The organism is Streptomyces fulvoviolaceus, from assembly GCF_000718165.1.
Lineage (GTDB): Bacteria > Actinomycetota > Actinomycetes > Streptomycetales > Streptomycetaceae > Streptomyces > Streptomyces fulvoviolaceus.
In genome coordinates, this window is the sequence record NZ_JOEY01000033.1 from 94858 (window position 1) to 120454 (window position 25597).

At 70.5% G+C, this 25597-nt stretch carries 26 protein-coding genes; 20 read left to right on the forward strand and 6 right to left on the reverse strand.

What is annotated here, in order from left to right; genetic code table 11:
• Positions 1–168 precede the first annotated feature (168 nt).
• Positions 169–2547, forward strand: coding sequence for a lamin tail domain-containing protein (locus tag IG08_RS0132415; protein ID WP_078655840.1), 2379 nt, complete (start codon positions 169–171; stop codon positions 2545–2547).
• A gap of 52 nt (positions 2548–2599) precedes the next feature.
• Here the strand turns inward: IG08_RS0132415 and IG08_RS0132420 are convergent, their stop codons facing one another.
• The 3 genes from IG08_RS0132420 to IG08_RS0132430 all read right to left on the reverse strand — a co-directional run bounded on the left by IG08_RS0132420 (position 2600) and on the right by IG08_RS0132430 (position 7507).
• The gene (locus tag IG08_RS0132420) at positions 2600–4891 is read right to left on the reverse strand and encodes a serine/threonine-protein kinase (protein ID WP_030610673.1); all 2292 of its coding nucleotides are present in this window, start codon (positions 4889–4891) and stop codon (positions 2600–2602) included.
• 73 nt (positions 4892–4964) lie between these two features.
• Entirely contained in the window at positions 4965–6596 is a 1632-nt protein-coding gene (locus IG08_RS0132425) for a serine/threonine-protein kinase (RefSeq protein WP_030610676.1), read from the reverse strand.
• A 62-nt stretch (positions 6597–6658) separates the two neighbouring features.
• Positions 6659–7507: a menaquinone biosynthetic enzyme MqnA/MqnD family protein gene (locus IG08_RS0132430; RefSeq protein ID WP_030610678.1), complete on the reverse strand. Its 849-nt coding sequence runs from the start codon at positions 7505–7507 to the stop codon at positions 6659–6661.
• A 284-nt stretch (positions 7508–7791) separates the two neighbouring features.
• Here IG08_RS0132430 and IG08_RS0132435 point away from each other — a divergent pair, with 284 nt between their 5' ends.
• Complete coding sequence (locus IG08_RS0132435; protein WP_003998944.1) at positions 7792–7995, forward strand: cold-shock protein; 204 nt, start codon at positions 7792–7794, stop codon at positions 7993–7995.
• Positions 7996–8115: 120 nt separating this feature from the next.
• Here IG08_RS0132435 and IG08_RS0132440 read toward each other — a convergent pair whose 3' ends face one another.
• Positions 8116–8679, reverse strand: a complete 564-nt coding sequence (locus tag IG08_RS0132440) for a helix-turn-helix domain-containing protein (RefSeq protein ID WP_030610682.1) — start codon at positions 8677–8679, stop codon at positions 8116–8118.
• Positions 8680–8747: 68 nt separating this feature from the next.
• Between IG08_RS0132440 and IG08_RS0132445 the strand changes: the two genes are divergently transcribed.
• The 4 genes from IG08_RS0132445 to IG08_RS0132460 all read left to right on the forward strand — a co-directional run bounded on the left by IG08_RS0132445 (position 8748) and on the right by IG08_RS0132460 (position 12214).
• A complete protein-coding gene (locus IG08_RS0132445; protein WP_030610685.1) occupies positions 8748–9437 on the forward strand; it encodes an AzlC family ABC transporter permease in 690 nt (229 codons plus the stop codon).
• Complete coding sequence (locus IG08_RS0132450) at positions 9434–9748, forward strand: AzlD domain-containing protein (protein ID WP_030610688.1); 315 nt, start codon at positions 9434–9436, stop codon at positions 9746–9748. The genes IG08_RS0132445 and IG08_RS0132450 overlap by 4 nt, the downstream gene beginning before the upstream one ends.
• Positions 9749–9788: 40 nt before the next feature.
• On the forward strand, positions 9789–10421 hold the full coding sequence (locus tag IG08_RS0132455) for a class I SAM-dependent DNA methyltransferase (protein ID WP_030610691.1): 633 nt from the start codon (positions 9789–9791) through the stop codon (positions 10419–10421).
• Positions 10422–10582: 161 nt separating this feature from the next.
• On the forward strand, positions 10583–12214 hold the full coding sequence (locus IG08_RS0132460; protein ID WP_030610695.1) for an IS200/IS605 family element transposase accessory protein TnpB: 1632 nt from the start codon (positions 10583–10585) through the stop codon (positions 12212–12214).
• Positions 12215–12230: 16 nt separating this feature from the next.
• Here the strand turns inward: IG08_RS0132460 and IG08_RS0132465 are convergent, their stop codons facing one another.
• Complete coding sequence (locus IG08_RS0132465) at positions 12231–12779, reverse strand: DUF6817 domain-containing protein (protein WP_030610698.1); 549 nt, start codon at positions 12777–12779, stop codon at positions 12231–12233.
• Between the two features lie 161 nt (positions 12780–12940).
• Between IG08_RS0132465 and IG08_RS0132470 the strand changes: the two genes are divergently transcribed.
• The 3 genes from IG08_RS0132470 (at position 12941) to IG08_RS0132485 (ending at position 15418) form a co-directional block, all read left to right on the forward strand.
• On the forward strand, positions 12941–13846 hold the full coding sequence (locus IG08_RS0132470; RefSeq protein ID WP_030610701.1) for a LysR family transcriptional regulator: 906 nt from the start codon (positions 12941–12943) through the stop codon (positions 13844–13846).
• Between the two features lie 75 nt (positions 13847–13921).
• Positions 13922–14797, forward strand: a complete 876-nt coding sequence (locus tag IG08_RS0132475; protein ID WP_030610704.1) for a PhzF family phenazine biosynthesis isomerase — start codon at positions 13922–13924, stop codon at positions 14795–14797.
• 438 nt (positions 14798–15235) lie between these two features.
• Positions 15236–15418: a hypothetical protein gene (locus IG08_RS0132485; RefSeq protein ID WP_030610721.1), complete on the forward strand. Its 183-nt coding sequence runs from the start codon at positions 15236–15238 to the stop codon at positions 15416–15418.
• Between the two features lie 10 nt (positions 15419–15428).
• On the opposite strand, the gene IG08_RS0132490 is transcribed toward IG08_RS0132485, so the two are convergent.
• Positions 15429–16814 (reverse strand): FG-GAP and VCBS repeat-containing protein, encoded by a 1386-nt coding sequence (locus IG08_RS0132490; protein ID WP_030610723.1) that lies wholly within the window; start codon positions 16812–16814, stop codon positions 15429–15431.
• Positions 16815–17000: 186 nt separating this feature from the next.
• Between IG08_RS0132490 and IG08_RS0132495 the strand changes: the two genes are divergently transcribed.
• The 11 genes from IG08_RS0132495 to IG08_RS61645 all read left to right on the forward strand — a co-directional run bounded on the left by IG08_RS0132495 (position 17001) and on the right by IG08_RS61645 (position 25586).
• Entirely contained in the window at positions 17001–17390 is a 390-nt protein-coding gene (locus IG08_RS0132495; RefSeq protein WP_030610725.1) for an effector-associated constant component EACC1, read from the forward strand.
• A 2-nt stretch (positions 17391–17392) separates the two neighbouring features.
• Positions 17393–19744 (forward strand): caspase, EACC1-associated type, encoded by a 2352-nt coding sequence (locus tag IG08_RS56035; RefSeq protein WP_052424955.1) that lies wholly within the window; start codon positions 17393–17395, stop codon positions 19742–19744.
• Between the two features lie 434 nt (positions 19745–20178).
• The gene (locus IG08_RS0132505; protein WP_030610729.1) at positions 20179–21033 is read left to right on the forward strand and encodes a helix-turn-helix domain-containing protein; all 855 of its coding nucleotides are present in this window, start codon (positions 20179–20181) and stop codon (positions 21031–21033) included.
• Positions 21030–21278 carry a DUF397 domain-containing protein gene (locus tag IG08_RS0132510; protein ID WP_030610731.1) on the forward strand — a complete coding sequence of 83 codons (249 nt, stop codon included), beginning with the start codon at positions 21030–21032 and terminating at the stop codon, positions 21276–21278. Before IG08_RS0132505 ends, IG08_RS0132510 begins: the two co-directional genes overlap by 4 nt.
• A 110-nt stretch (positions 21279–21388) precedes the next feature.
• Positions 21389–21583, forward strand: coding sequence for a hypothetical protein (locus IG08_RS0132515; protein WP_199820938.1), 195 nt, complete (start codon positions 21389–21391; stop codon positions 21581–21583).
• Positions 21584–21666: 83 nt separating this feature from the next.
• The gene (locus IG08_RS0132520) at positions 21667–22113 is read left to right on the forward strand and encodes a nuclear transport factor 2 family protein (protein WP_199820939.1); all 447 of its coding nucleotides are present in this window, start codon (positions 21667–21669) and stop codon (positions 22111–22113) included.
• Positions 22110–22949, forward strand: coding sequence for an alpha/beta hydrolase family protein (locus tag IG08_RS0132525; RefSeq protein WP_030610738.1), 840 nt, complete (start codon positions 22110–22112; stop codon positions 22947–22949). Before IG08_RS0132520 ends, IG08_RS0132525 begins: the two co-directional genes overlap by 4 nt.
• A 91-nt stretch (positions 22950–23040) precedes the next feature.
• On the forward strand, positions 23041–23547 hold the full coding sequence (locus IG08_RS0132530) for a GNAT family N-acetyltransferase (RefSeq protein ID WP_315904045.1): 507 nt from the start codon (positions 23041–23043) through the stop codon (positions 23545–23547).
• Between the two features lie 245 nt (positions 23548–23792).
• Positions 23793–24056, forward strand: coding sequence for a hypothetical protein (locus IG08_RS0132535; RefSeq protein WP_030610741.1), 264 nt, complete (start codon positions 23793–23795; stop codon positions 24054–24056).
• Complete coding sequence (locus IG08_RS0132540) at positions 24053–24439, forward strand: hypothetical protein (protein ID WP_030610747.1); 387 nt, start codon at positions 24053–24055, stop codon at positions 24437–24439. Before IG08_RS0132535 ends, IG08_RS0132540 begins: the two co-directional genes overlap by 4 nt.
• Before the next feature lie 109 nt (positions 24440–24548).
• Positions 24549–25586 (forward strand): helix-turn-helix transcriptional regulator, encoded by a 1038-nt coding sequence (locus IG08_RS61645; RefSeq protein ID WP_052424957.1) that lies wholly within the window; start codon positions 24549–24551, stop codon positions 25584–25586.
• Positions 25587–25597 lie beyond the last annotated feature (11 nt).

Consider the following 25597-nt stretch of genomic DNA (forward strand, 5'->3'; position numbering starts at 1 on the left):
ACCTACGACCCCTTGGCGCCCTCCTTTCTACGCGCGTAACTTGAGCCGACTCCCCACGGTCCCCCCACACACCACCGCACCGCCGTCCGATCCGAGGAGACCGCCAGCGTGTCCAGCCCCGAGGGAAGAAGATCCCGCACCCGCCGCGCCGCCTACCCGCTCATATCCGTGAGCGCGGCCGGCGCACTCGCCTTCACCGCGATCCCGGCCGCGTTCGCCACCCCGTCCACCACCGTGGTGATCTCCGAGGTGTACGGCGGCGGAGGCAACTCGGGCGCCACCCTCACCCGGGACTTCGTCGAGCTCGCGGGCCTCGGCTCCGCGGCCTACGACCTGTCGGGCTACAGCGTGCAGTACCTGCCCGGCTCCCCGTCCTCCTCCTCGCAGTGGCAGGTGACCGCGCTCAGCGGCTCGGTCGCCCCCGGCGCCAACTACCTGGTCGCGGAGGGCGCGGGCAGCGGCGGTACGACGGCACTCCCCACCGCCGACGCCACCGGCTCGGTCGCGATGAGCGCCACCAGCGGCACGATCGCCCTGGTCTCCGGCACCACCGCCCTGACCTGCAAGACCGCCGCGGACTGCGCGGCCGACACCAGCGTCGTCGACCTCGTGGGCTACGGCAGCGCGGTCGTCCGCGAGGGCACGGGCCCGGCGACCGGCGCCTCCAACACGGCCTCCGTGGCCCGGTCCGCCGCCCTGACGGACACCGACGACAACGCGACGGACCTCACGTCCGGGACGCCGGCGCCGGTCAACTCGGCGGGCCAGGTCCCGGATTCGGGCGACGGAGACGGTGACGGAGACGGCGGTGGCTCCACGGACCCGGGCACGGTCCGCGTCCACGACATCCAGGGCACCACCCGCCTCTCCCCGTACGCGGGCCAGACGGTCACCCGTGTCCCCGGCGTCGTCACCGGCGTCCGCACGGCCGGCTCGAAGGGCTACTGGATCCAGGACCCGACGGCCGACACCGACGCCCGCACCAGCGAGGGCGTCTTCGTCTACACCGGCTCGGCCGCACCCACCGTGGCGGTGGGCGACTCGGTCCTGGTCACCGGCAAGGTCACCGAGTACTACCCGAGCAGCACCAGCCAGTCGGTCACCGAGATCACCGGCCCCACGGTCACCGTCCTATCGAGCGGCAACACGCTCCCGGACGCCGTGACGCTGGACGCGACGACGGTCCCGGACGCGTACACGCCCGACGCGGCAGGCGGCAGCATCGACTCGCTCGCGCTCGAACCCACCACCTACGCCCTGGACTTCTACGAGTCCGTGGAGGGCATGCGGACGACGTTCACCGACGCGCGCGTGGTCGGCGCGACGGACGACTACGACGAGCTGTGGGTGACGGTCAAGCCCGACGAGAACGCGACGACGCGCGGCGGCACCGTCTACTCCTCCTACGACCAGCCCAACACGGGCCGGGTGAAGGTGGCCTCGCTCGACACCACGAGCCCCGTGGCGAACGTGGGCGACGAGCTGTCCGGCACGACCACCGGCCCCCTCGACTACTCGACCTACGGCGGCTACATCCTCCAGGCCACCCAGCTCGGCACCCTGGTCGACAACGGCCTGAAGCAGGAGGTCACCCGCCGCCAGAAGGGCGACGAGCTGGCGGTCGCGACGTACAACGTCGAGAACCTGGACGCGCTCGACGACCAGGAGAAGTTCGACCGTCTCGCCGCGGGCGTCGCGGTCAACCTCAACTCCCCCGACGTCGTGGCCCTGGAGGAGATCCAGGACGACAACGGCGCGACCAACGACGGCACGCTGACCTCCGAGGCGACGCTGACGAAGTTCACCGACGCCATCCGCGCGGCGGGCGGCCCGCGTTACTCGTGGCGCTACGTCTCCCCCGAGAACAACCAGGACGGTGGCGAGCCCGGCGGCAACATCCGTCAGGTCTTCCTCTTCAACCCGAAGCGGGTCTCGTTCGCGGACCGCGCGGGCGGCGACGCCACCACCGCCACGAGCGTGGTGAAGACGAGAAAGGGCGCGCAGCTCACCTACTCCCCGGGCCGCATCAACCCGACGAGCGACGCGTGGGACAACAGCCGTAAGCCGCTGGTCGGCGAGTTCCTCTTCCACGGCGAGTCGGTCTTCGTCATCGCCAACCACTTCACCTCCAAGGGCGGCGACCAGCCCCTGCACAGCCGCTACCAGCAGCCCGCCCGCAGCTCGGAGACCCAGCGCGCGGCCCAGGCGGCCGAGGTCAACACCTTCGTCAAGTCCCTGCTCACGGCGGACAAGAACGCCAAGGCGGTGGTCCTGGGCGACCTGAACGACTTCGAGTTCAGCCAGACCGTGACGACCCTGACGGACGGCAAGGTCCTGACCCCGCTGATCACGACCCTCCCCGCCGCCGAGCGCTACACCTACGTCTACGACGGCAACTCCCAGACCCTGGACCACACGCTGACGACGCCGGCGATCACGGCCTTCGACTACGACGTGGTCCACATCAACGCGGAGTTCTCCGACCAGGCGAGCGACCACGACCCGCAGATCGTGCGGATCGACGTCAACAGGTGCCGTAAGCACTGATCCCGGACGGACCGCGCCTGGGGACCGGACCCCAGGCGCGGTCGTCACACGGTTACACGGCCGGCAGGGCGTATATCTCGGGCCCGTTGGTCACCAGCAGCCGGTTGCCCGAGAGGGCGACCTGCCACGGCTCACCCCAGTTGTCGCTGTCGGTGTAGGTCCAACGGAGCTTGCCGGTCCCGGCGTTCAGGGCGACGAGGCCGCCGTCCAGGGAGCCGGTGGCCCCGTACAGGGACGTCCCCTTCTTCACGAACGTCTCCGGGCCGGAGATGTCCAGTTCGTCGCAGAGCCAGATCCGCTTGCCGGCGTTGATGTCGACCGCCCAGACGCCGCCGTCGTAGTCGCTGACGTAGAGCACGCCGTCGATGACGGTCGGGTTGTTGAAGCCGCGGCGGCCGTTGGGCTTCAGCGTCCAGCGGACCTTGCCGGTCTCCACGTCGACGGCCCTGAGCGTCTCGCCCGGCAGGAAGACCAGGTTCTTCGCGACCGTGGGCCGCCCGGTCCAGTCGTCACCGATCTTCTTGGTCCAGCACCGCCGGCCGAGGACCGTGACCCGTACGGTGAGATTGTTGTCGGAGCCGGCGTAGACCAGGTACTTGCCGAAGACCGAGCCCGTGACGTCGTAGTCCTCGGTGCCCTTGCCGGTGGCTTCGTCACGCTCCCGCATCCACAGCTTCGTGCCCATGATGTGGCTGACGGCGGCGATGGACGAGCGCTTCTTGGCGGCGCTCTCGAAGTCGGTGTAGTCGGTCGCCGTGACGTACACGTACTGGTCGTCGATGGCGATGGCCTTCTCGACGGCCAGCTTGCTGCCGAGCTGGCTGCGCCAGGCCTCCTCGCCGGTCTTGACGTCGTAGGCGACGAGCACTCCGTCGTACTCACCGTCGACCAGGAACACCTTGCCGTCGCGGAAGAGGAGCGGGGCGCCGGGGCGACAGATGCCGGACTTGGACCAGCGCACCTTGCCGGTCTTCACGTCGTACGCCACGAGCGGGTCGCCGCTGACCAGCAGCAGGCCGTCCTGGACGAGCAGCGGTACGGCCGCGGAGATGCTGTCCTCCGCGACCTTCTTGCGCCACAGCGGCTGGGGCGCCACTCCGGCCGGCGGGGTCGTGAAGCTGTCCTCGGCGGGCTGGGCCGAACCGCCCTTGCCCGCCGCCGTGTCCTTCCCCTCGGTGGAGGTGTCGCCGTCCGATCCCAGCCACCAGGCGGCACCGCCACCGACGGCCGCGACGGCCGCGGCACCGCCGAGCGCGAGGGACAGGACGCGGCGACGGGACGGAGCAGGGGTGGCGGCCGGGGCGGAGCCCAACTGGACGGTACCGGGCTGAGGAGGGCCGTATCCGGGGGCGGGCGGGGCGGGCGGATAGCCATAGCCCGGTGCGGGCACGGGAGCGCCGTATCCGGGAGCGGGCGGATAGCCGTAGGCCGGGGCCTGCGGAGGCTGCGGTGCCTCCAGATCCAGGATCCCCGCCGCATGGGTCGCGATCGTCGACGACACCGCCGACGGAAGCCAGTCGCGCAGCACGCCCTCGACGCCCTGCGGGGCCAGCGCCGCCACGATCTCGGCGGGGGCCGGCCGCTGCGCCGGGTCCTTCTGCAGACAGGCGCGGATCAGACCGAGCAGGGACGGCGGTACGTCCGCCAGGTCCGGCTCCCCGTGCACGACCTGGTACAGCAGCGCCGCGTGCGAGGCGGCACCGGCACCGAAGGCGCCGCGGCCGTTCGCCGCGAAGGCCAGCACCCCGCCCAGCGAGAAGACGTCGCCCGCCGGTCCCACGTCCTGGCCCAGCGCCTGCTCCGGCGGCATGTAACCCGGTGAACCGACCACAACTCCCGTCTGGGTCATACGGTTTCCGTCCACCGCCCGTGCGATGCCGAAGTCGATGACGCGCGGCCCGTCGGCCGCGAGCAGGACGTTCGAGGGCTTGAGGTCGCGGTGGATCAGACCCGCCGCGTGGATCTCCTGGAGCGCGGCGGCGAGGCCGGCGGCCAGTGCGCGCACGGTCCGCTCCGGCATCGCGCCGTGCGCGTCGACCACGTCCGTGAGATCGGGGCCGAGCACGTACGACGTCGCCAGCCACGGCAGCGCGGCATTCGGGTCGGCGTCCACGACGGGAGCGGTGTAGCGGCCGGACACCGCCTTCGCGATCTCGACCTCGTGCCGGAAGCGGTCCCGGAAGCCGGCGTCCGCCGCCAGGTCCGGGCGGACGACCTTCACCGCGACGGTCCGGCCACCGGGAGAACGGGCCAGGTAGACGCGTCCCATGCCGCCGGCCCCGAGTCGGCGCAGCATGCGGTAGCTGCCCAACTCCCGTGGATCGTCGGGCTGCAGTGTCTCCATGGTGGTCGTTCCCCGTCCCCGTCGTGATCGTGTTCATGTTCGTGTTCACCGACGGGGACACAGTAGTCAGCGCCTAGTTGACCTTCGACATCCGTGCCTCGGGATTGCCCTCGGCCGCGCTCTCCGAGGTGTAGTCGAGGTCGTCCCCCACGGGCTTGATCCGGACGGTGTGAGCCGTCGGATTGCACCCCGAGTGGTTGTCCTTGGCCCCCACGGAGGTCGCGACGAGCTCGGTCTTCGTCACCTTCTTCAGGGTGAGGATGTCGTTGCAGACCCCGCCGAGCACGTCCGTCTGCCGCATCCTGCCCAACTCATCACCGACGGCCGCCTCTTTGACGGTCAGCCGGAAGGTGCCCATGGGCAGGGTGCCGTCGAGGCCCGTGGCCTGGCCCTCCCAGGTGCCGAGGTAGCGGGCCGGGACCTCGGAGGGCACGCTCGCGGCCGCGCTGGACGCGTCGGTCGGCGGTGAGGAGTAGGAGGAGTCGGAACCTGCCGAGGAGTCGTTGTCGTCCTTCGGCAGCAGATCGAGCACGAACACCGACCCCACCGTCACCGCGGCAAAAGCCCCCGCGACGGCGAGCGCCACCGTGCAGCTCAGCCGCCGACCCCGCCCGACGGTCTCGGAGCCGGCCGCGACGGTGACGGAGAACTTCCCCGGCCCGGGCCGCTGATCGGACGGCGGCACGGTGTCGGCGACCGGCCGCTGCTCGGGAACCGCGGGCATCACGGGCATCACCGGCGGCGGCCCGAACTCCCCCACCGACGGACTGCTGAACCCCACCGGCCCGGACGCGCTCTCCTTCACGTCCGCCGTCTCGAGATTCAGCAGCTGTACGGCGCCACGACTGACCTGCTCGACCAGCGCCCCCGGCAGCCACCCGCCCGCGACCAGCCGAGCCGCCCCCTCCGGAGCCAGCCGCCGGGCCACCTCACCCGGCGTGGGCCGCTCGCCCGGCTCCTTCGCCAGACAGGCCTCCGCCACCTCCCTCAACTCACCGCTCAGCGAGCCGAGTTCGGGCTCCTCATGGACGACCTTGTAGAGCAGCGCGGCCGACGAGTCCCCCGGGAAGGGCGGCTGCCCGGTGGCCGCGTACGCCAGCACCGCCCCGAGGGAGAAGACGTCCGCCGTGCCGGCCACCCCCTTGCTCAGGATCTGCTCGGGCGACATGTAGCCGGGCGAGCCGATCGAGACACCGGTGGAGGTCAGGGACGCGGTGCCGTCCGTGGCCCGCGCGATGCCGAAGTCGATGAGCAGGGGCCCGTCCAGAGTGAGCAGCACATTGGACGGCTTCACATCCCGGTGCACAAGCCCCAGTTCGTGCACCGCCGCCAGCGCTTCGGCGAGCCCCGCCCCCAGGGCTCGTACGGAATGGGCGGGCAGCGGACCACCGTCCGCGACCGCGGCGGAAAGGGAGGGACCGGCCGCGTACGCCGTGGCCACCCACGGGACGCCGGCCTCGGGGTCCGCGTCGAGCACCGGCGCCGTCCACGCACCGCCCACCCGCCGCGCCGCCTCGACCTCGCGGCGGAAACGGGCGCGGAACTCCTCGTCGAGCGCGAAGTGCGGATGCACGATCTTGACCGCGACCGTGCGGCCCCCGGCACTGCGGCCGAGGTAGACGCGACCCATCCCACCGGACCCGAGCCGGCCGAGCAGCCGGTAGGGCCCCACGACGGTGGGCTCGTCGACTCCGAGCGGCTGCATGACGACCGTCCCCCTATCCCCCGTACGCCTGGCAGCAGCGTAGTGCGGAAGCCGTCCTCTCTTTACGGCTCCAGCAGATCCACCTTCACGTCCGCCGGGAACCCGGTCGTCGGTCCCACGCGGCGGGCGAACTCGGCGACCGCCGCCAGCTGCGGGCCGCCGAAGCGGAAGTCGAGGGTGGTGAAGTAGCGCTCCAGGACCTCCTCGTCGAAGGCCTCCCAGCGGGCCGCCTGCTCGGCGACCTTGCCGACCTCCTCCAGGGAGAGGTTGCGGGAGGCGAGGAATGCCTCGTGGACCTTGCGGGTGATGAACGGCTCGCGCTCCAGGTAGTCGCGGCGGGCGGCCCAGACGGCGAAGACGAACGGCAGACCGGTCCACTCCTTCCAGAGCGATCCGAGGTCGTGCACCTCGAGCCCGAACCGCGGCCCGTCGAGGAGGTTGGCCCGGAGCGCCGCGTCCCCGATGAGTACGGCGGCCTCGGCCTCCTGCATCATCAGGCTCAGGTCCGGCGGGCAGGTGTAGTAGTCGGGCCGTACGCCGTAGCGGTCGGCCAGGAGGAGCTGGGCCAGGCGCACGGAGGTGCGCGAGGTCGAGCCGAGCGCCACCCGGGCGCCGTCCAGCTCGTCCAGCGGGACCTTCGAGACGATCACGCAGGACATGACCGGACCGTCGCAGCCGACGGCGATGTCGGGGAAGGCGACCAGGTCGTCCGCGTTCCTGAGGAACTCGACGAGGGTGATGGGACCGATGTCCAGGCCTCCCTGCACCAGTTTCTCGCTGAGCTTCTCCGGGGTGTCCTTCGTGAGCTCGAAGTCGAGGAGCGTGCCCGTCCTCGCGAGCCCCCAGTACAGGGGCAGGCAGTTCAGGAACTGGATGTGGCCGACGCGCGGCCGGGTGCGAGAATTGTCCACATCGCGACGATAGACCCCATGGGGTACGCTCCAGACTCCGACCCCGAAGTCAACCCCCTTGCGATCTTCAAACGTCCGAGTGACGTGATCTTGGCCTCTATTGCTTTCGGCTGCCTGCGTGCTAGGCTCGCCGCAAGTTGCAGTTTGGTTTCCCTTGCAGTACAGAGCCTGCGGAGCATGTAACCGCGGGCTCTAGTCGTTTTCAGACGTATGCAGTTGTGCGGCACTGTTTTCACAATCGCAGGTTCTGGAGCAGGGCAACCCTTTGGGCCCAAGGAGGGCTTATGGCTACCGGAACCGTGAAGTGGTTCAACGCCGAAAAGGGCTTTGGCTTCATCGCCCAGGAGGGCGGCGGCCCCGACGTCTTCGTCCACTACTCCGCGATCAACGCGAGCGGCTTCCGCTCGCTGGAGGAGAACCAGGCGGTCTCCTTCGACGTGACCCAGGGCCCGAAGGGCCCGCAGGCGGAGAACGTCACCCCCGTCTGAGCTGAGTCTCAGGTCTCGGAGTCCGGGCGCTTGATCCGGAACTGATTGCAGTACCCAAGGAGCCCCGTGCCGCACGGCAGCGGGGCTCCTGCCTTTTCGCTTCTCGTTTCTTCCTGAGCTTCAGATGTGCTGCATGACCAGCACGAACGTCGTCCCGGGCGCGAGCGCCTCGTACGAGTGCGCCACATCCCCGCGGTAGGACATGTAGTCCCCGGGCGCCAGCTCGGCCTCCTCCCCCGCCGGCCCGGCCTTCACCCTCCCCGTGCTCACGATCAGGTGCTCCACCGAACCCGGAATGTGCGGCTCCGACTCGCGTACGGCCCCCGGCTCGGCCCGCAGGTGGTAGATGTCCCGCCGCGCCCCGGGCGGGCTGGCGGACAGCAGGGTGGCCGCGTACTCGGCCTTCTCGGAGGCGACGGTCGGCCCCTGTCCGGCCCGGATCACCTGCACGGACGGCGTCGGCGGCTCCACCAGCGCGCTGAACGGCACCCCGAGCGCGACCCCCAGCGCCCACAGCGTCTCCACGCTCGGATTTCCGCTCGCCGCCTCCAGCTGCGACAGCGTGGACTTCGCGATGCCCGCCCGTTTGGCCAGTTCGGAGAGGGAGAGCCCGGCTCGGGTGCGCTCGCGCCGGAGCGCGGCGGCGATCCAGCCCAGGGGGAGCCGGGGCGGTACGTCGGACATCATGTTCGCTCCATCGGTACGACTGTTCGCCTTGACGAACGCAGCCTCGTCTGTTCATTGTAGAGAACATGCGTACGGCACAGCGAACGCCAATGTTCCTCCGGCATCCGGAGCTGATCCGCGACGCCTCCCTCGTCTGGCTCGCCAGTGGCGTCGTCGGTGTCTCCTTCGGTGCGATCGCCGTCACCGGCGGGCTGCCCGTGTGGGTGCCGGTGGTGATGTCCCTCGTCGTGTACGCGGGCTCCGCCCAGTTCAGCGCGGTCGGTGTGCTGCTGGCCGGGGGCGGGCCGTTCGCCGCGGCGGCCACCGGGCTGCTGCTCAACACGCGGACGGTGGCCTTCAGTCTGGCCGTCGCCGAGAGCATCGGCCGCGGCCGGCTCGCCCGCCTCCTCGGCGCCCACCTCGTCACCGACGAGACGGTCGCCTTCGCCCTCGCCCAGACCGACCCGGCCCGGCGGCGGGCGGCCTTCTGGATCTCCGGGGTCGGTCTGTTCGCCGTGTGGAACGCGGGTGTCCTACTGGGCGCGCTCGCCGGGAGCGCCCTGGGCGACACCGGCACATACGGCCTCGACGCCGCCTTCCCCGCCGTACTCGTCGCCCTGGTGCTGCCCGCCCTGCGCACGGATTCGGCCGTACGACGGTCCGCGCTGCTCGGCGCCGCGCTGGCCCTGGCGGTGACGCCGGCCGTCCCCGCGGGGGTACCGGTGCTGGTGGCGCTGGCGGGGCTGGCGGTGTACGGCCGTAGGAGGACCGCATGAACGCGACGGTCGCCATGATGCTGGCGCTCGCGGTCGGGACGTACGCCTTCCGGCTGGTCGGACCCGCGTTGCACGGGCGGGTCGAACTGCCCGCCCGGGTCCAGGAGTTGCTGTCCGCCGGAGCGATCGTCCTGCTCGTCGCGCTGCTGGCCACGGGGGCGTTGACCGAGGGCGGGGGGTTCGCGGGGTGGGCACGGCCGGCCGGGGTGCTGGTGGGCGGTGTGCTGGCGTGGCTGCGGGCGCCGTTCGTGGTGGTGGTGCTGGGGGCGGCGGGGGCGACTGCCTTGCTGCGGGCGGTGGGGGTGGCGTGAGGCGGGCCGTTGTCAGTGGCGGTGGATAGGGTCCCCCGCCATGACCGACTTCGTTGCCGCCACTCGCACCTTCTACGACGCCATCGCCGAGGACTACGCCGACCGCTTCCGGGACGAGCTCGTCACCACACCGCTGGACCGGGCGGTGCTCGCCGGGTTCGCGGAACTCGTGGGGGACGGTGGGGAGGTGGCCGACCTGGGGTGCGGACCAGGGCGGGTCACGGGACGCCTCGCCTCCCTCGGGCTGTCCGTCTTCGGGGTCGACCTGTCGGAGTCGATGCTCGCGATCGCGCGGCGGGAGAACCCCGGGCTGCGGTTCGAGCAGGGGTCGATGCTGGAGCTGGACCTGCCGGATGCCGCGCTCGCGGGCGTGGTGGCCTGGTACTCGACCATCCACACCCCTGTGGATGAACTCCCCTCCCTCTTCGCCGAGTTGCGGCGGGTCCTGGCGCCGGGTGGCCACCTCCTCGTCGCCTTCCAGGCCGGCGACGAGGACCGGCACCACGACCGGCCCTGGGGTCACCCGGTGGCGCTGACCTTTCTGCGGAGGCGGCCGGAGCTGATCGCCGGGCTGCTTCAGGCGGCCGGGTTCGCGCTCATCTCGCGGACGGTGCGCGAACCGGACCGGGGGGAGGTGTCGCAGCAGGCGTTCCTGATCGCCCGGCGGGACTAGAGAACTCCCGCGATATCCCGGGCCGCGATGTACCCGAACGTCATCGCCGGGCCGATCGTCGAGCCCGGCGAACAGAAGTTCTTTCATCGAATGCGTGACTGCAGCGTGCGACGTTCGTTGGGTGAGGCGATGGGGGTTTCGGCTGGGTAGGGGGTGAACCGATGGGCCAGGTACGGGAGTTGGCAGCGCCATTCGTGGTGCCCGGCCCTACCGGGGTAGCGGTCCGGGACCGGCTCAAACACCTGACGGCTGAGGACGAGAACGTATTGCGCGCGGTGGGTGCACATCTGGGGCGACTCGCGTCGAAGGATCTCAGGGCCCGGTGCACGGACGGCCCGGGGCACAACGGCGACCGGTGGGCGGCCCGCAAGCGGGCGCTGACCGCCGATTCCTCTTCGCGCTGGGCTGGCAGCCTCACCAAGCACACGCACAACCAGTGGGCGCTGTCTCGTCGCTGTCAGCTCGCGCACATCCGCGGCCTTGAGGCCGGGGTCCGCATGCTCCGGCACCGGCTGTCGCTGCCGATCGGGCAGCGTGGCTCCAAGCGGGCCCCCGGCGGCTACCGCTCCCGGCGGGAGTGGCATGCGAAGTCCCGCCGCCTGGCCTGCCTTGAGACCCGCCTGGAAACGGCCCGCGCGGGCTGGGAGGCCGGGCAGGTGCGAGTGGTACGGGGCGGCAAACAGCTTCTCGTCACACGTCACCACCTTGCCAAAGCCGATCTCACCGAACGGGAATGGCGCGAGCGGTGGGAGGCTGAACGCTGGTATCTCGCCGCAGACGGTGAGAGCGGGAAGCGGTACGGCAACGAGACCATCCGGGTCGCACCCGACGGCGCGATCAGCATCAAACTCCCCGCGCCGCTGGCCCATCTGGCCAACGCCCCGCACGGCCGGTACGTCCTCACCACCCGCGTGCGGTTCCAGCACCGGGGCGAGGAATGGGCCGACCGCATCACCGCCGACCGAGCCGTGGCCTACCGCATCCACTACGACGTGCAGCGCGGCCGCTGGTACCTCACCGCGTCCTGGCAACACCCGGTCGTACAGACCATCCCGCTGGAGGCGGCCCGCGCACGCGGCATGATCGGCATCGACACCAACGCCGACCACTTCGCCGCCTACCAGCTCGACCGGCACGGCAACCCGGTCGGTGACCCGCACCGCTTCTTCTTCGACCTGACCGGCAGCACCAGCCATCGGGACGCACAGCTCCGGCATGCCATCACCCGACTACTGCACTGGGCCGAGCGTGTCGGCGTCACGGCGATCGGCATCGAGAACCTGGACTTCACCGCCGAGAAGTCCCGTGAGAAGCATGGCGGACGCAAGCGGTTCCGACAGCTCATCTCCGGAATGCCCACGGCCAGACTCAAGAACCGCCTCGTCTCCATGGCCTCTCAATACGGCCTGGCCATCGTGGCCGTCGACCCGGCCTACACCTCGGTCTGGGGCGCCCAACACTGGCAGCAGCCCCTCACCAGCGCAACGCGCATCATGACCCGTCACGATGCGGCAAGCATCGCGATCGGACGACGCGCCCTGGGGCACCCGATCCGACGACGGACGGCACCGCCCCGGCACCACCAGAGCGATGGTGCCGGGCATCGGACCGTCCAGGCCGCCTCGGGAACCCCAGGACGTGAGGAAACCCGCCGCTGCATTCCCGGACCGCGCACACGATGCGCGCCACCCGGCCGCGGAGCGAAAGCGGGCGACCAGCGTACCCAACACCGTTCGGGGCACGCGGCTGAGCAGCAGTCCTGGCAACAGGACGCACTCCCACTCAGTCCTTAAGAACGGTCTTGAGAAGTCAAGAAGCATGCAGCACGGCGAGGGTGTCCTGCCAGGCGAGTTGGCTGAGGAGCGGACGGAACCGGGTGAGCAGGGCGAGGAGTTGGGGGCCCCGCTGGTCCCGGAAAGCACGGTCACGGCGGGCGAGGTCGAGTTCGTTGGCGGCGGTCAGTTCCGCGAAGTACCGGCGCAGGAGGAGGTCCGGTTCCGGGACGTACGTCCGGCCGGTGAAACGGTCGCGGAAGACGGGGGCGGGGGCCGCGAGGGACGCGTACGTGGCCTTGCGGTCGCAGCTCGCGTAGAAGTGCACGATCGCCTCGGCGTCCGGGCCGATCACGGCGGCCAGCTCCGGGCGGCGGTCGAGCGCGAGCAGGGCGGTGGGGAAGCCGTCGGTGCCGTAGAAGGCGTGGCAGAGGCCGGCGAGTTGGAGGGTGGGGCGGGCGCCCCACATCGCGAGCTGGATGCGGACGCGTTCGAGGTGGGCGAGGAGGGTGCCGCCGGGGTGGGGGATGCGGTCGGCGCCCAACTGCCGTAGGAAGGCTCGCGCTTCATCGGTCGATGTGGACACGGGCGCTGGTCCCTTCGGCGTCTCGGGTCGTTGGGTCGGCACCCGCTCCTCCCGGGTGGGAGCGGGTTGCCGCCCGGGCCCTGGGGAGATCGTCGTACAGCTGTCCGAGGCAGTCAATCCTTGGATTTTGTGCGGTGTACCCAAGTGTTAGCTTGGGTGTCGTGACCCTTGATGACCTGCGGGTGTTCGTGGCGGTGTGCCGGGCGGGAAGCCTCAGCGCGGTGGCCCGCGACCTCGCGTGTACGCAGTCCGCGGTGAGCCAGCACGTGAAGCGGCTGGAACGGGAGACCGGGGTCAGCCTGCTGGAGCGGCAGCCGCGGGGTGTCGTACCGACGCAGGCGGGGCGGGTGTTGGAGGCGGCCGCGGCGGAGGGGATCGCGGGCCTGGACCTGGCCCTGCGCCGCCTGCGCGAACTGGTCGACGGCGAGAGCGGCTCGGTGCGGGTGGCGACGGGCGCGACGACCGTACGGCACTTCATGTCGGACGCCGTCGTCGCCTTCCGGCAGCAACACCCGCGCGTGAGCCTGGAGTTCCGCACGGAGAGCTCCAGCCGTGGCTGCTTCGACGCGCTGGCCGACAGCGAACTGGACCTGGCCTGGATCACCCTCGGGGCGCCGGTGCGGGGTATCGAGCAGCGGCCGGTGGTCGACCTGCCGTGGGTGCTGGCGGTACGGGCCGACGACCCGCTCGCGTCCCGCCCGTCCGTGGATGCCGCCGAGCTGCAGGACGTACGGCTGATCCGGTTGCCGCCGAACTCGACCTCGGCGGCCCATCTGGACGAGGCCTGCGCCGAGTTGGGGGTCCGCTTCACCTTCGACACGAGCGTCGCCGACTGGGACACGGCGCTGCTGCTGGCCGAGCTGGGGTTGGGGCGGGCGGTGGTGCCTGACTTGCCGGGACTTCCCGTGGCGGGCGACCGGGGTGACCTGCGGCTGGTTCCGCTGCCCGCGCTACGGCCGTTGTCCGTGGGGTGGGCCGTGCGGCGATGGGATGCTCTGTCGCCGCTCGCCCGGGCGTTCGCGGACATGGTGACGGAGAAGTGCCGTCGAACGCCCGGGCTGCAGTGATGCGGGTGGGCTACCCGTGAACCCACTCCACCCGCGTCCGGGAACGCCGCGGCCCCACCTCGCGTTGCCACGAGCATGACGACGAATGCGCCGCGGCCCGAGGTCCTGCGATACACCGCTTTCTCCAGCGACCCCGATGGCGGAAACCCCGCCGGTGTCGTTCTGGACGCCACCGCCCTGGACGACAGCGACATGCTGGCCATCGCCGCCGACCTCGGATACTCGGAATCCGCGTTCCTGACCGCGCCCCCGGAGGGCCTCGGCGGCCAGGAGGGGCGGGCGTACAGCATCCGTTACTTCAGCCCCAAGGCCGAGGTGCCGTTCTGCGGGCATGCCACCGTCGCGACCGCCGTCGCGCTCGCCGAGCGGACAGGCCCCGGGGAGCTGGTGTTCGCGACGCGCGCCGGCACCGTGCCGGTGGAGGTGGCCGAGGAGGGCGGGACGCTCCGGGCCACGCTCACCAGTGTCGAGCCGCACGTCGAGGAGATCGCCGACGCCGACCTCGCGGAGGCGCTCGCCGCGCTCGGCTGGCCGGCCGCCGACCTCGACCCGGCCTTCCCGCCCCGGATCGCCTTCGCCGGCGCCCGCCATCTCGTTCTCGCGGCGGCGACGCGCGCCCGCCTCGCGGATCTCGCGTACGACTTCGCGCGCCTCGAAGCCCTGATGCACCGCTTGGACCTGACCACGGTCCAGCTGGTGTGGCGGGAGTCGGCCGCCGTCTTCCATGTCCGTGACCCGTTCCCCGTCGGCGGCGTCGTCGAGGACCCGGCGACCGGCGCCGCAGCCGCCGCGTTCGGTGCTTACGCCCGCGATCTCGGCCTGGTCCCCGAGGACGCCGTCCTCACCCTGCACCAGGGCCAGGACCTGGGCCGCCCCGGCGAGCTCACGGTGACGCTGCGCGCGGGTGACCCGCGCGTCCGTGTCGGCGGCGCGGGAGCTCGCATCAGCTGAGGCCGATCTCGGCCCACACCGTCTTGCCGACGGCTCGCTCCGAGACTCCCCAGGTACGGGCGAGCAGCGTCACGAGGATCAGACCCCGACCGCCCTCGGCTGTCCGGCTCGTTGACGAAACGGAGTTGGCGGTCCGCGCGGGGATCACTGACCTCGATACGCAGCGTGTCCTCCGGGAGGAGCAGGAGGCGCAGCTCGACGAGGTGCTGTGCGGTGTCGTTCGCTTCGGTGTCGTGCGGGTGGCCCCAGACGGTGAGCTGGTGCGCGGTGAGTCTGCGGGCCAGGCGCGCGCCGCGTGGGGCGGCGCTCAGACGCTGGGTCAGTTCGTCGGTGGGGGTGGAGATTTCGGCGTTCACGTGACTGAGCGTTCGGCGACGCTGGGTAGCTGTACGGGTGCGGTGGGTTCGGTGTACGGGTTGTCGGGCGGGAGCGTGCGCGATGGGTGAGGGCGATGTCATGGCCCCGCCGGGGGGCGTCCGCAACCTCACCGACAAGCTCGCGAACGCCCGGGTGACCCACTGGGACCTGTCCCTCGGCGGCGCCACCCGGAACCCGCACTACGCCTGGGTCCGGGAGAACACCTCGCTCGTCGCGCGGGTGAGGGCGTTCCTCGCCGAGTGAGGGCGCGTGTCTACTGCGGCAACTCCGCGATCACGTTGAGGTCCTGGGCCCCCGCCGTCCCGATGCCGGACTTCGTCCCGGGAAGCAACAGGCTCGGGCTGTAGGAGTTGCCCGACACCAGCAGGTCCTTGTCGCCGTCGCGGTCGATGTCGCGCAGGCGGACGAAGAGGCCGAAAATCTCGCCCTCGGTGGGGTCGCCGGGCACGCCCGCCGTCGCGCGGCTGAACCACTGGGAGTTCGTGCCGGTGAGGCCGGACCTGCCGCCGCGCAGGACGTGGACACCGCCCGCGTACTTCACGGACCCGACCTGCTCCTCGCGCACGCCGACCGCGAGGTCCGGGTAGCCGTCGCCGTTGGTGTCGCCGGCGGAGAGGTCGGAACCGAAGGTGTCGTTCTTCGTGGCGGCCGTGGCCACGCCCGAAGTCGCCTGGGAGAGACGGTACTTCGTGGTCGGCCCGGTGCTGCCGCCGCGCCAGACGACCACGGAACCGGCGCCGCTGCGGTACGCGGTGTCGCTGACCGCGAGGTCGCCGTAACCGTCCTTGTCGAAGTCGGCGACGACGCCGGTCGGGTCGTAGGCGGGGGTCGAGCTGTTGAGGACCGTGGCCTTGCCGGACTTGACGGTGGAGCCGCCGCGCAGGAACCAGGCGTCCTGGGTCTGCTTGTCGTTGTGGACGCCCGCGCCTAGGACGTAGAGGTCGGTCGCCTTGTCGTTGGTGACCTTGCCGGCGACCAGGCCGGTGAATTCGATGACGTAGCTGCTGGTGATGCTCGGGCTGTGCTTGGTGACCTGGCCCGTCGTACCGGACTTGGCGAAGCCGCCACGGTAGATGTAGACGGTGTCGGCGCCGGTGGCGACGGCCAGGTCGGCCTTGCCGTCGCCGTTGAAGTCGCCGGTCTCGATCTCGTTGCCGAAGCCCTGGTGGGAGCTGGCGGTGACCTTGAGGCGGACGGCGTCGGTGCCGGAGAGGCCGGTCTTCGAGCCCCACAGGATGGTGACCGCGCCCGAACCGGGCTTGGTGCCGACCTTCTCGCTGCGGTCGGCGACAGCGAGGTCGGCGTATCCGTCGCGGTTGAGGTCGGCGGCGGCGAGGTCCCCGCCGAACCCGTCGGCGTAGCCGCCCGCGTCACCGGCGGTTCCCGGGATACCCGCGGTGGACTGCGTGAAGGTCTTGGTGGTGGTACCGGGACCGGTGGCCGTCCCGTACGTCACGACGACTCCGTCGCTGAAGTTGTAGGTGGCGAAGTCGCGGTAGCCGTCGCCGTTGAAGTCGTCGGCGAACTTCGCCGGGGTGGCCGCACTCGCGGCACTCACCGAGAGGGTGAGCAGTCCGCCGGTCAGGGACACGGCCGTGGCCGTGGCGAGCGCCAGGCGGAAGGTACTGCGCGTGAACATGGGTCTCCTGCGGTGATCTGGGTCTGGCGGGAAGGAGACTCACCGCGCCGGGTAATGGTTGTACCAAGGAGAAACTGGGCGTTTCTCCTTCGAGGGCCGGTACTCGTAATTCACCACCGCTCGTGGCCGATCGGCGCCACACTGTGCACCACAGGCTTTAGGGGACGAATCGCCATCGGGGGACACATGGCCGACGATTCCGTGGATGTGGCGTTGGTCGTGACGCCCGATCCGGAGCTCGATCCGGAGGCGGGCGAGCGGGTGGTACGACGGCTGCGAGCCGAAGTCGCCGCTCTGGACGTCGAATCGGTACGTTTCGGGGCCGGAGTCCCGGCTCCGCCCGGCACGAAGGGCACCGACCCGGTCACCCTCGGCGCCGTCATCGTGGCGCTGAGCGCCTCCGGCGGGGTGTTCGCCGCGCTCATCGACACGGTGCGCGACTGGCTGGGCAGGAGCTCCGCACGGCATCGGGTGTCGGTGACCATCGACGGCGACACGATCGAACTGGACCGGGCGTCGGACGCCGAGCGCGAGGCCCTGATCGACGCGTACGTCCGTCGGCACACGGGCGGTTGAGAATGGGACGCCGTATCGCGCTGCTGATCGCCACGTACGAGTACCAGGACCCCGGACTTCGGCAACTGACCTCTCCGGCCCACGACGCCGAGGCGCTCGCCGAGGTGCTCCGGGACCCCGCCGTCGCCGGGTTCGAGGTGACGACCCTCCTCAACCAGCCGCACCACGTCGTCGGCGAGGCCATCGGTGACTTCTACCGCGACCGCCGCGGCGACGATCTCGCCCTCCTGTACTTCACGGGCCACGGCCTCAAGGACGAGGAGGGTCGGCTCCATCTGGCGATGTCCAACTCCCGGCGCGACAGCCTGCTGTTCACCGCGCTGTCCGCCGAACAGATCGACCGGGCGATCGAGGGCTGCGTCTCCCGGCAGAAGGTGCTGATCCTCGACTGCTGCTACAGCGGGGCGTTCGGGGTCCGGGGCACCAAGGGAGACACCTCGGTCCAGGCGCTGGAGCGCTTCCAGGGCCGCGGCCGTACGGTGCTGACCGCCTCGGACGCGACGCAGTACTCGTTCGAGGGCGACCAGGCACACGGTCACGCGGCACAGTCGGTGTTCACCCGCTACCTCGTCGAGGGCCTGCGCGACGGCAGCGCGGATCTCGACGGCGACGGGGACATCACCCTCGACGAGCTCTACAGCTACGTCCACGACCGGGTCGTCGAGGAGATGCCGCAGCAGCGGCCCAAGAGGCAGGACAACGTCGAGGGCCGCACGGTCATCGCCACCAACATCAACTGGACGCTTCCCGGCTACCTGCGCAACGCCGTCGGCAGTCCGCTGGCCAACGACCGGCTCGGTGCGCTCGACGGGCTCGCCCACCTGCACCGCATCGGCAACGAACGGGTGCGCGCGACCGTCGTGGAGGAGCTGCGCCGCCTCACCGACGACGACAGCAGGACGGTGTCGGGGGCGGCGGGTGAGCGGCTGCGGGGGCTTGTCGTACGGCCGGACGCGGACGCCGACGCGGGGGAACAGGAGCAGGCGTCACCGCCCTCGCAGACCGCGCCGACGCCGGCCGCACCACCTCCAACTCCGGCACCGGCAGCCGCGCCGCCGCAGCCTCGACGCCGGCCCCAGCCCTCGCCCGCGCAACCGGCACGAACACGCGCGCAGACCACCCCGTCGCCGTCCGCGCCGCCACCGAGCCCGGACCGGCCGACCCCACCCCCACCGAAATCGGCGCCCGCGAGGTCACTCGCCCTCCCCCGCAGCCACCGGGCCAGGCTCGTCATCGCCGGTGTCACCGCCCTGGCAGTGGCGGTCACCGTCATCTCGGTGATCCTCGCCAACAGCGGAGGAAGCTCCGACACGAGCAGCTCCGATCAGCCGGCTGAGAACAGCGCGATCACGCCCGACAAGACCCTCAACCGTGCCGGTACGCAAGTCGAGTTCAGCTCCGACGGCAAGACGCTGGCCACGGACGACGGGCATGCCGTAGGGCTGTGGAGCGGGGGCACAAGGCCCGCCGCCACGCTCAGCAAACAGAGGCTCAGAGGGTTCAGCCCCGACGGGAAGATCGTCGCCACCCAGGGCGCTGGAGGGACGACGGACGGTGTCGAGGTCCGCCTGCGGAACGTGGCCACGGGCAAGACCGTCACCATCCACGCGAGCGGGCGCAACGTGGTCACGGCGTTCAGCTCCGACGGCAAGACACTCGCCACGGCGAGCACGGTCGTCGCCGAGGAGTCCGGCCGTGACGTGCCGGTGCAGGTCTGGAACGCCACCGACGGCACCCTCCGCGCCACCCTCACCGGCCACACCAACGGCGTCGGGAGCATGGCGTTCACACCCGACGGGACCCTGGTCACCGCAAGCACGGACGGCACGGTTCGACTGTGGAACGTGACCACGAAGAAGACCACCAAGACCCTCGGAGGTGACAACAATGGCCTTGCCGTCTACGACATGACCCTGAGCGCCGACGGCAAGGTCATCGCCACCTGGGGTGGCAATGACGCGATCCAGCTCTGGAACGGGGCGAACGGCAAACTGATCGCCATCCTCGCGGGCCACGACGGCGGCGTGTTCAGCGCTGACAGCGAAGTCTTCGCCTACGCGGACGACACGGGCGTGCAGCAGTGGAACATCAGCACGGGCAAGGCCGCCCTCACACTCAGTGGTGCTGGAGGTCCGATTGCGTTCGGCCCGAAGCGGAAGACGCTTGCGGCGAGCGCCCTCAGCTCCGCCCCGACCGTACAGCTGTGGGACGTGACCTCCGGCCGGGTCTATGCCAGCCTGCCGGGCGGGACCGACGCCCTGACAGACCTCGCGTTCAGCGAAGACGGCGGAATCCTCGCCACGGCCGACAAGAAGGGCACGGTACGGCTGTGGCACGTCTCCCCTTACTCATAGGGCGAGCTCGGCCCACACCGTCTTGCCGACGGCGCGCTCCGAGACTCCCCACGTACGGGCGAGCAGCGTCACGAGGATCAGGCCCCGGCCGCCCTCGCTGTCCGGCTCGTTGACGAAACGGAGTTGGCGGTCCGCGCGGGGATCACTGACCTCGATACGCAGCGTGTCCTCCGGGAGGAGCAGGAGGCGCAGCTCTGTCGTTCGCGTCGGTGCCGTGCGGGTGGCCCCAGACGGCGAGTTGTTGCGCGGCGAGTCTGCGGGCCAGGCGCGCGCCGCGTGGGGCGGCGCTCAGACGCTGGGTCAGTTCGTCGGTGGGGGTGGAGATTTCGGCGTTCACGTGACTGAGCGTTGACCAGGGGCGACCTGGCGACGGTCCGTAGTCGTACGAGTACGCCCGGCCGGTGTACGGGTTGTCGGGCGAGAGGGTTGCGGGCGTGAGCGAGCAGGGTCCGGAAACACCTGCGGAGGCCGAGGGCACGACGGGGCTCTTCACGGCCCTGGGCAAAATGCTCAAGCTGCTGCGTGAGCGGAAGGGGCTGACCCAGAAGGAGTTCGGCCAGATGGTGGGGTACGGCCCCGACGCGATCTCCGCGATGGAGCGCGGGGTGCGGGTGATCCGGCCGGAGGTTCTGGAGAAGGCGGACGAACTGCTGAACGCCGGGGGGCTGTTGAAGGAAGCGATCCCTGAGCTCAAGGAGGCGATGGCCAAGGCTCGGACTCGGCATCCGGAGTGGTATCGGAGTTATGCGGGGTTGGAAGCGGAGGCGGGCGAGCTGCACTTCTATGCCAACCATGCGGTGCACGGGCTGCTCCAGACCGAGGATCACGCACGGGCCGTGTTCGCCAAGCGGCGGCCGTTCCTCGACGAGGAGACAATCGAGAAGCGTGTCGCGGACCGGCTCTCCCGGCAGCAGGTCTTCGAGCGTCGGCCTGCACCGATCGTGAGTTACGTCCTCGAAGAGGTTGTGCTGGACCGGCCGATCGGCGGGCGTCGGGTGCATGCGGACCAGCTTCGGCGCATGGTGCACGTTGGGCAGATGCGGAACGTCGAGATCCAGGTGATGCCGACCGGGCTGGAGGAACACCCCAACCTGGGCAGCGCGTTCAACCTGTTGGCGCCCAAGGGACACGGTCAGGTGGCGTACACGGAGGCCCAGGGGCATCCCCGGCTGATCACCGATCCGGAAGAGGTCCGGAAGATCGCAGACCGCTATGGGATCATGCGAGCGATGGCGCTCTCCCCCTCGGAGTCCCGGAAGTTGATCGAGAAGAAGCTGGAGGAGCTATGAACGCCGAGCAGCTCACCTGGTTCAAGTCCAGCTACAGCGACGGCGAGGGCGGCGACTGCCTGGAGGTCGCCTACACCTGGCGCAAGTCCAGCTACAGCAGCGGCGAAGGCGGCGAATGCCTCGAACTCGCCGCCTGCCCCCACACCATCCACATCCGCGACTCCAAGCACCCCGAAGACAGCAGCCCCACCCTCCACCTCACCCCCTCCACCTGGACCGCCTTCCTCACCGGCGTTCTCAACTGAACGTCGGCTGCGGTCCGGGCCGGAGCCGGGCGATGCGCCCCCTCTCGGCGAAGCGGATCCAAGTGTCCGCGACCCGGGGCCGTTCCAGAGACCTGCTGCGTTCTGCGGACATGGCGATCGCCGAAGCACGCCGCCGAGCCACACGCGACGAGCCCGCCATCGTCACGATCGGGGATGTGACCAGGGTGGCATCCCAGCACCATGGGCACCTCTTCGTGGATCACGAGGAGGCAGCGGACGCCCTCCGCCAACGCTACGAGGCCGCCGGCTGTCGGACGGACTGCACGACCGACGCGTTCAACTGACTCGGTCGAAACACTCCGCAAGACCAGCCTGGATCACGCGATAGTGATCGCTGACCGCTTGTGCGTACTACTGAGGAGGTCACGTGAGCCTGAGCCCGCGCGAGGTGTTTCTCCGGCTTGTTCGCGGAGTCGCAGACGGGGAAACCGACGAGTTGCCCGACCTGTACGGCGAGGTCACCGACGTCCGGCATCCGATGGCGACTCCGGCGTCCGAGCCGTTGACGAGTCGGCGTGCGCTCCGGCCGCACTTCAGCGTGCCACCGGAAGTGCGGGAGTCCTTGCCCAAGAGGCGGGTCGTCGATGTCGTCGTACACGAGACCGCCGATCCTGAAGTGATCGTCGCCGAGTTCGCTTATGAGTTCACGTCACCGGACGGCTCCCCGGCCAAGGTGCCCTGCGTCTTCGTCATGCGGGTCCGGGACGGTCAGATCATCGAGTCACGCGACTACATCGACCCGATCCGTACGTACACGGCGCGTGGGGACCTCGGCCTCCTCATCGCGTCGTTGCGGAAGGACGCACCGAGGTGACCACCCGCACCGTCCACACCGAGGACGGCGCCACGACCGAGGTACGGCTGTGGCGGAGCCAGGACGCCCCGTCGGCACCGGTCCTGATCTGCATGCCGGCCATGGGGACGCGGGCGTCGTACTACACGCCCCTCGCGGAGGCACTCGCCGAGGCCGGATTCCAGGTGGTGGTGGGCGAGTTGAGGGGGCAGGGGACGAGCTCCGTGAAGGCCCGGCGCGGAGTCCGGTACGGCTACCACGAGATGGTGGCGTACGACTATCCCGCCCTGTTCGCCATGGTCGAGACCGAGTTCCCGTCCGCGCCCCGCTACCTCCTGGGCCACAGCCTCGGCGGCCAGCTCGGCATGCTCCACCTGAGTCAGGCCCCCCGGTCGGCCACGGGCGCAATCCTGGTCGGCGCGCCGTCCTGCCACTACCGGGGATGGCCCCTCCCCCGAGGCCTCGGGATGCTCGCGGGCCTTCATCTCGCCATCGCGATCGGATGGTCGTACGGCCATTTCCCGGGCCTCCGCCTGGGCGCACTCGGCGACGACTCACCCCAGCTCATCCGCGACCTGGCGACCCAGACCCGAACCGGCGTCTATCAAGTCCCTTCCTCAGACACGGACTTCGAGCCCCTCCTCGCCGAACTGAACCTCCCGGTCCTGGCGGTGGCGGTCGAGGGCGACGGCATGGCCCCGCGGACAGCCGTACACAACCTCACCGCCAAGCTGACGAACGCCCGCGTGACCCACTGGGACCTGCCCCTCAACGGCACCCATCGCAACCCGCACTACGGCTGGGTACGAGAGAACGCCTCGCTGGTCGAACGCGTGCGGATGTTCACCACCGAGTGAGGCCTTGTCGGCGATGCGTGCGCTGCTCCATCAGTTCCAGGCAGCGCGCTCGGCCTCGGTTCGATTGGCGACGAGATCTATGCTCGGATGCGTGATCGAGACTGAGCGGCTGCTCCTTCGGCCTCTTCGTGTGTCTGACGTCGACGTCTTCGTCGAACTCCACGCCGACCCGCAGATCAATCGCTTCGTCGGATCCTTCTCGCATCAACAAGCACTGGAGCGCCTTACTGCGATCGAGCGGCAGTGGGCTGAGCGAGGCCATGGCCTGTGCGCGATCGAGCTCAAGTCGAGCGGTGAGTTCATCGGCCGAAGCGGGCTGCAGTACTGGGAACAGTTCGACGAAGTGGAACTGGGATGGACCCTTCGAGCGGATCACTGGGGGCACGGGTATGCGACCGAGGCCGCTCGGGCCTGCCTGGAATGGGGTTTTGCCACGCTTGACGACGACTACTTCACAGCTCTCATACGGCCGGGCAACGAGGCGTCAGTGAAGGTGGCCGAGCGGCTGGGGTTCTCACCGCGTCGAGAGGACCAACTGCAGGGCAGCCCGGTCACGGTGTATGCCGTGGACCGCCCAGCCGACCTGCCCTCCCGTTGAGCCGTACCGCCGCCGGCGGGCACGGTGAGGGCTCCTCGCAGCCGGGGGGAAGCGGGGGGCTCTGCCGGGGCGGCTCTCCACGCTTCCGCCGGAGGAACAGGTCAGGCTGATGTCGACCGAGTGGTGCGTCCGCCACGGGGCCGCCCCCTCGGCAGTACCGCTGCCGGAACTGGTCCCCTGAACAGGGCGAGCGGCCTACCCGAAACTTGAGCAGTGCGCGTATACGTCACCGTATACTCTCACTCATGTCCGATGCCATGATCCGGGTCCCCTCCGAGGTCCGAGACCGCCTCGCGGTCATCGCCGAGTCCCGAAGTACATCGATCCGTTCCCTCGTTCAGGAATTCGCCGAGACCACTCTCACCGCCGAGGAGCGCCGCGAGCGCGCTGAGCGGACCCGCGCCTACCTCGCCGAGCACTTCGGCGTCGAGGTGACGGACGAAGAGAGCTCCGCCATGGGGCGCAAGCTGCGTGACGCCTTCGCCGACCGGACGGACTCCGCCGCGTGATCCAGCACCACCTCGTACTGGACACTCCCACTCTTCTCGCCCTGACCGGCAACCGTCAGGTGTCCGCTCTCGTCCACCGGGCCCATTTCGAGCCCGAAGTCCGGCTGTGGGCGCCCGCACTGTCCATCCTGGAAGCCGACGCCGAGTACATGGGCCTCGCCGAGCACATCGGGCAGCTCGAAGTCGTCCACACCCTCGACCTGGACTACACGGCCACTCTCGCCGTCGCCCGACTGCGCCGGGACGGAGTGTCTCCCGGCGTCGGGGCCGCCATCCACGCCGTACGGAACCTGCCCGACTGGGACGCGGACGCGCTGGTCGCCACCGTGGCCGCCAAGGCGTACGACGGCAGAGAGGTGCCGGTCCTCGACCTCACTCGCTGAGCGCGAGACCGCCACGGCGGCCAGTCCCCGGTGGCGCGCCACCGTACCCCCCGCACGACCACCCACACGCCCCTGCCGACGACCGCACCCCGCACCCCACACTCGCGGCATGACCACGCACGTGTCGCGTACCGGCCCGGCCGCGGAGGCGGGGACGGCGGACGAGCTCGGGGCGCTGCTCTCCACCCTGGTGGGGCGGAGTGTCCCGCACGACGGGTATCTGCTGGCGGGGATGGACCCGGTCAGCGACACGTACGCGTTCCACACGGCTCGGCGCGCGTACGGCCGGGAGACGATGCGGCTGCTGGAGCGCGAGTTCGGGACACCGCGGGAGGCCCTTCCCTTCTGCCGGCTGTTCCACGGGCCCACCCCCGTCGGCGTACTGCGCGCCGATGTACGGGCCCACCGCAGGAGTGGGCGGCTGGACGCGATGCTGCGGAACGACGGGCTGGGCACCGAGATGCGGATCGCGCTGCCGATGGACGGCCGGGCCTGGGGCGGACTGGTCCTGACACGGGAGCGGGGCAGCAGGGCGTTCTCGGACGCCGAGGCCGGACGGGCCGAGCGGCTGGTGGGGCCGCTGGCTGTCGCTTTGAGGCGGTACGTCGTGAGCAAGCCGTTGCGGGTGGCGCCGTACGAAGGACCGCCCGGTGTGGTGGTCCTAGGGCCGGACGGCACGGTGAAGGCGACGACGCCGGGCCACCGGGAGTGGCTGCGCGAGTACGTCCCCGACCCGACGCGCGGCATGGACGACACGGCGCTGTTCGACGGCCTGTGGGACCTGACGTACACCGCGCGGGTGGCGCCGGGCGGCACGGCGGTCAGCCGGCTGTACACCTCGTGCGGCTGGCGGACGCTGCACGTCCAGCCGCTCACCCCGCACGAAGGCGCCGACAGCGTCGTCACCCTCCAGCCCGCCACGGCCGACGAACTGCTGCCCGCCCTGACCGTCTGGTACGGCATCACACCCCGGGAACGCGAGGTGCTGCGGCACGCCCTCGACGGGCTGCCGGCCAAGAGCATCGCGCGCCGCCTGGAACTGTCGCTCCACACCGTCAACGACCATCTGCGCGCGGTCTACCGGAAGTTGGGGGTGGGCGGACGCGACGAGCTCTCCGCGTCCCTACGGCCGCGGGGGAACCCCTAGTTCTCGGGATA

Bases quoted from the DNA above. Each gene is read 5' to 3' on its own strand.
- IG08_RS61645 (WP_052424957.1), top strand. From the start codon at position 24,549: ATGACCACGCACGTGTCGCGTACCGGCCCGGCCGCGGAGGCGGGGACG.
- IG08_RS0132485 (WP_030610721.1), top strand. From the start codon at position 15,236: ATGGGTGAGGGCGATGTCATGGCCCCGCCGGGGGGCGTCCGCAACCTC.
- IG08_RS0132510 (WP_030610731.1), top strand. From the start codon at position 21,030: ATGAACGCCGAGCAGCTCACCTGGTTCAAGTCCAGCTACAGCGACGGC.
- IG08_RS56035 (WP_052424955.1), top strand. From the start codon at position 17,393: ATGGGACGCCGTATCGCGCTGCTGATCGCCACGTACGAGTACCAGGAC.
- IG08_RS0132425 (WP_030610676.1), bottom strand. From the start codon at position 6,596: ATGCAGCCGCTCGGAGTCGACGAGCCCACCGTCGTGGGGCCCTACCGG.
- IG08_RS0132490 (WP_030610723.1), bottom strand. From the start codon at position 16,814: ATGTTCACGCGCAGTACCTTCCGCCTGGCGCTCGCCACGGCCACGGCC.
- IG08_RS0132420 (WP_030610673.1), bottom strand. From the start codon at position 4,891: ATGGAGACACTGCAGCCCGACGATCCACGGGAGTTGGGCAGCTACCGC.
- IG08_RS0132440 (WP_030610682.1), bottom strand. From the start codon at position 8,679: ATGTCCGACGTACCGCCCCGGCTCCCCCTGGGCTGGATCGCCGCCGCG.
- IG08_RS0132515 (WP_199820938.1), top strand. From the start codon at position 21,389: ATGGCGATCGCCGAAGCACGCCGCCGAGCCACACGCGACGAGCCCGCC.
- IG08_RS0132495 (WP_030610725.1), top strand. From the start codon at position 17,001: ATGGCCGACGATTCCGTGGATGTGGCGTTGGTCGTGACGCCCGATCCG.
- IG08_RS0132460 (WP_030610695.1), top strand. From the start codon at position 10,583: ATGGGCCAGGTACGGGAGTTGGCAGCGCCATTCGTGGTGCCCGGCCCT.
- IG08_RS0132535 (WP_030610741.1), top strand. From the start codon at position 23,793: ATGTCCGATGCCATGATCCGGGTCCCCTCCGAGGTCCGAGACCGCCTC.
- IG08_RS0132455 (WP_030610691.1), top strand. From the start codon at position 9,789: ATGACCGACTTCGTTGCCGCCACTCGCACCTTCTACGACGCCATCGCC.
- IG08_RS0132435 (WP_003998944.1), top strand. From the start codon at position 7,792: ATGGCTACCGGAACCGTGAAGTGGTTCAACGCCGAAAAGGGCTTTGGC.
- IG08_RS0132445 (WP_030610685.1), top strand. From the start codon at position 8,748: ATGCGTACGGCACAGCGAACGCCAATGTTCCTCCGGCATCCGGAGCTG.
- IG08_RS0132450 (WP_030610688.1), top strand. From the start codon at position 9,434: ATGAACGCGACGGTCGCCATGATGCTGGCGCTCGCGGTCGGGACGTAC.
- IG08_RS0132475 (WP_030610704.1), top strand. From the start codon at position 13,922: ATGACGACGAATGCGCCGCGGCCCGAGGTCCTGCGATACACCGCTTTC.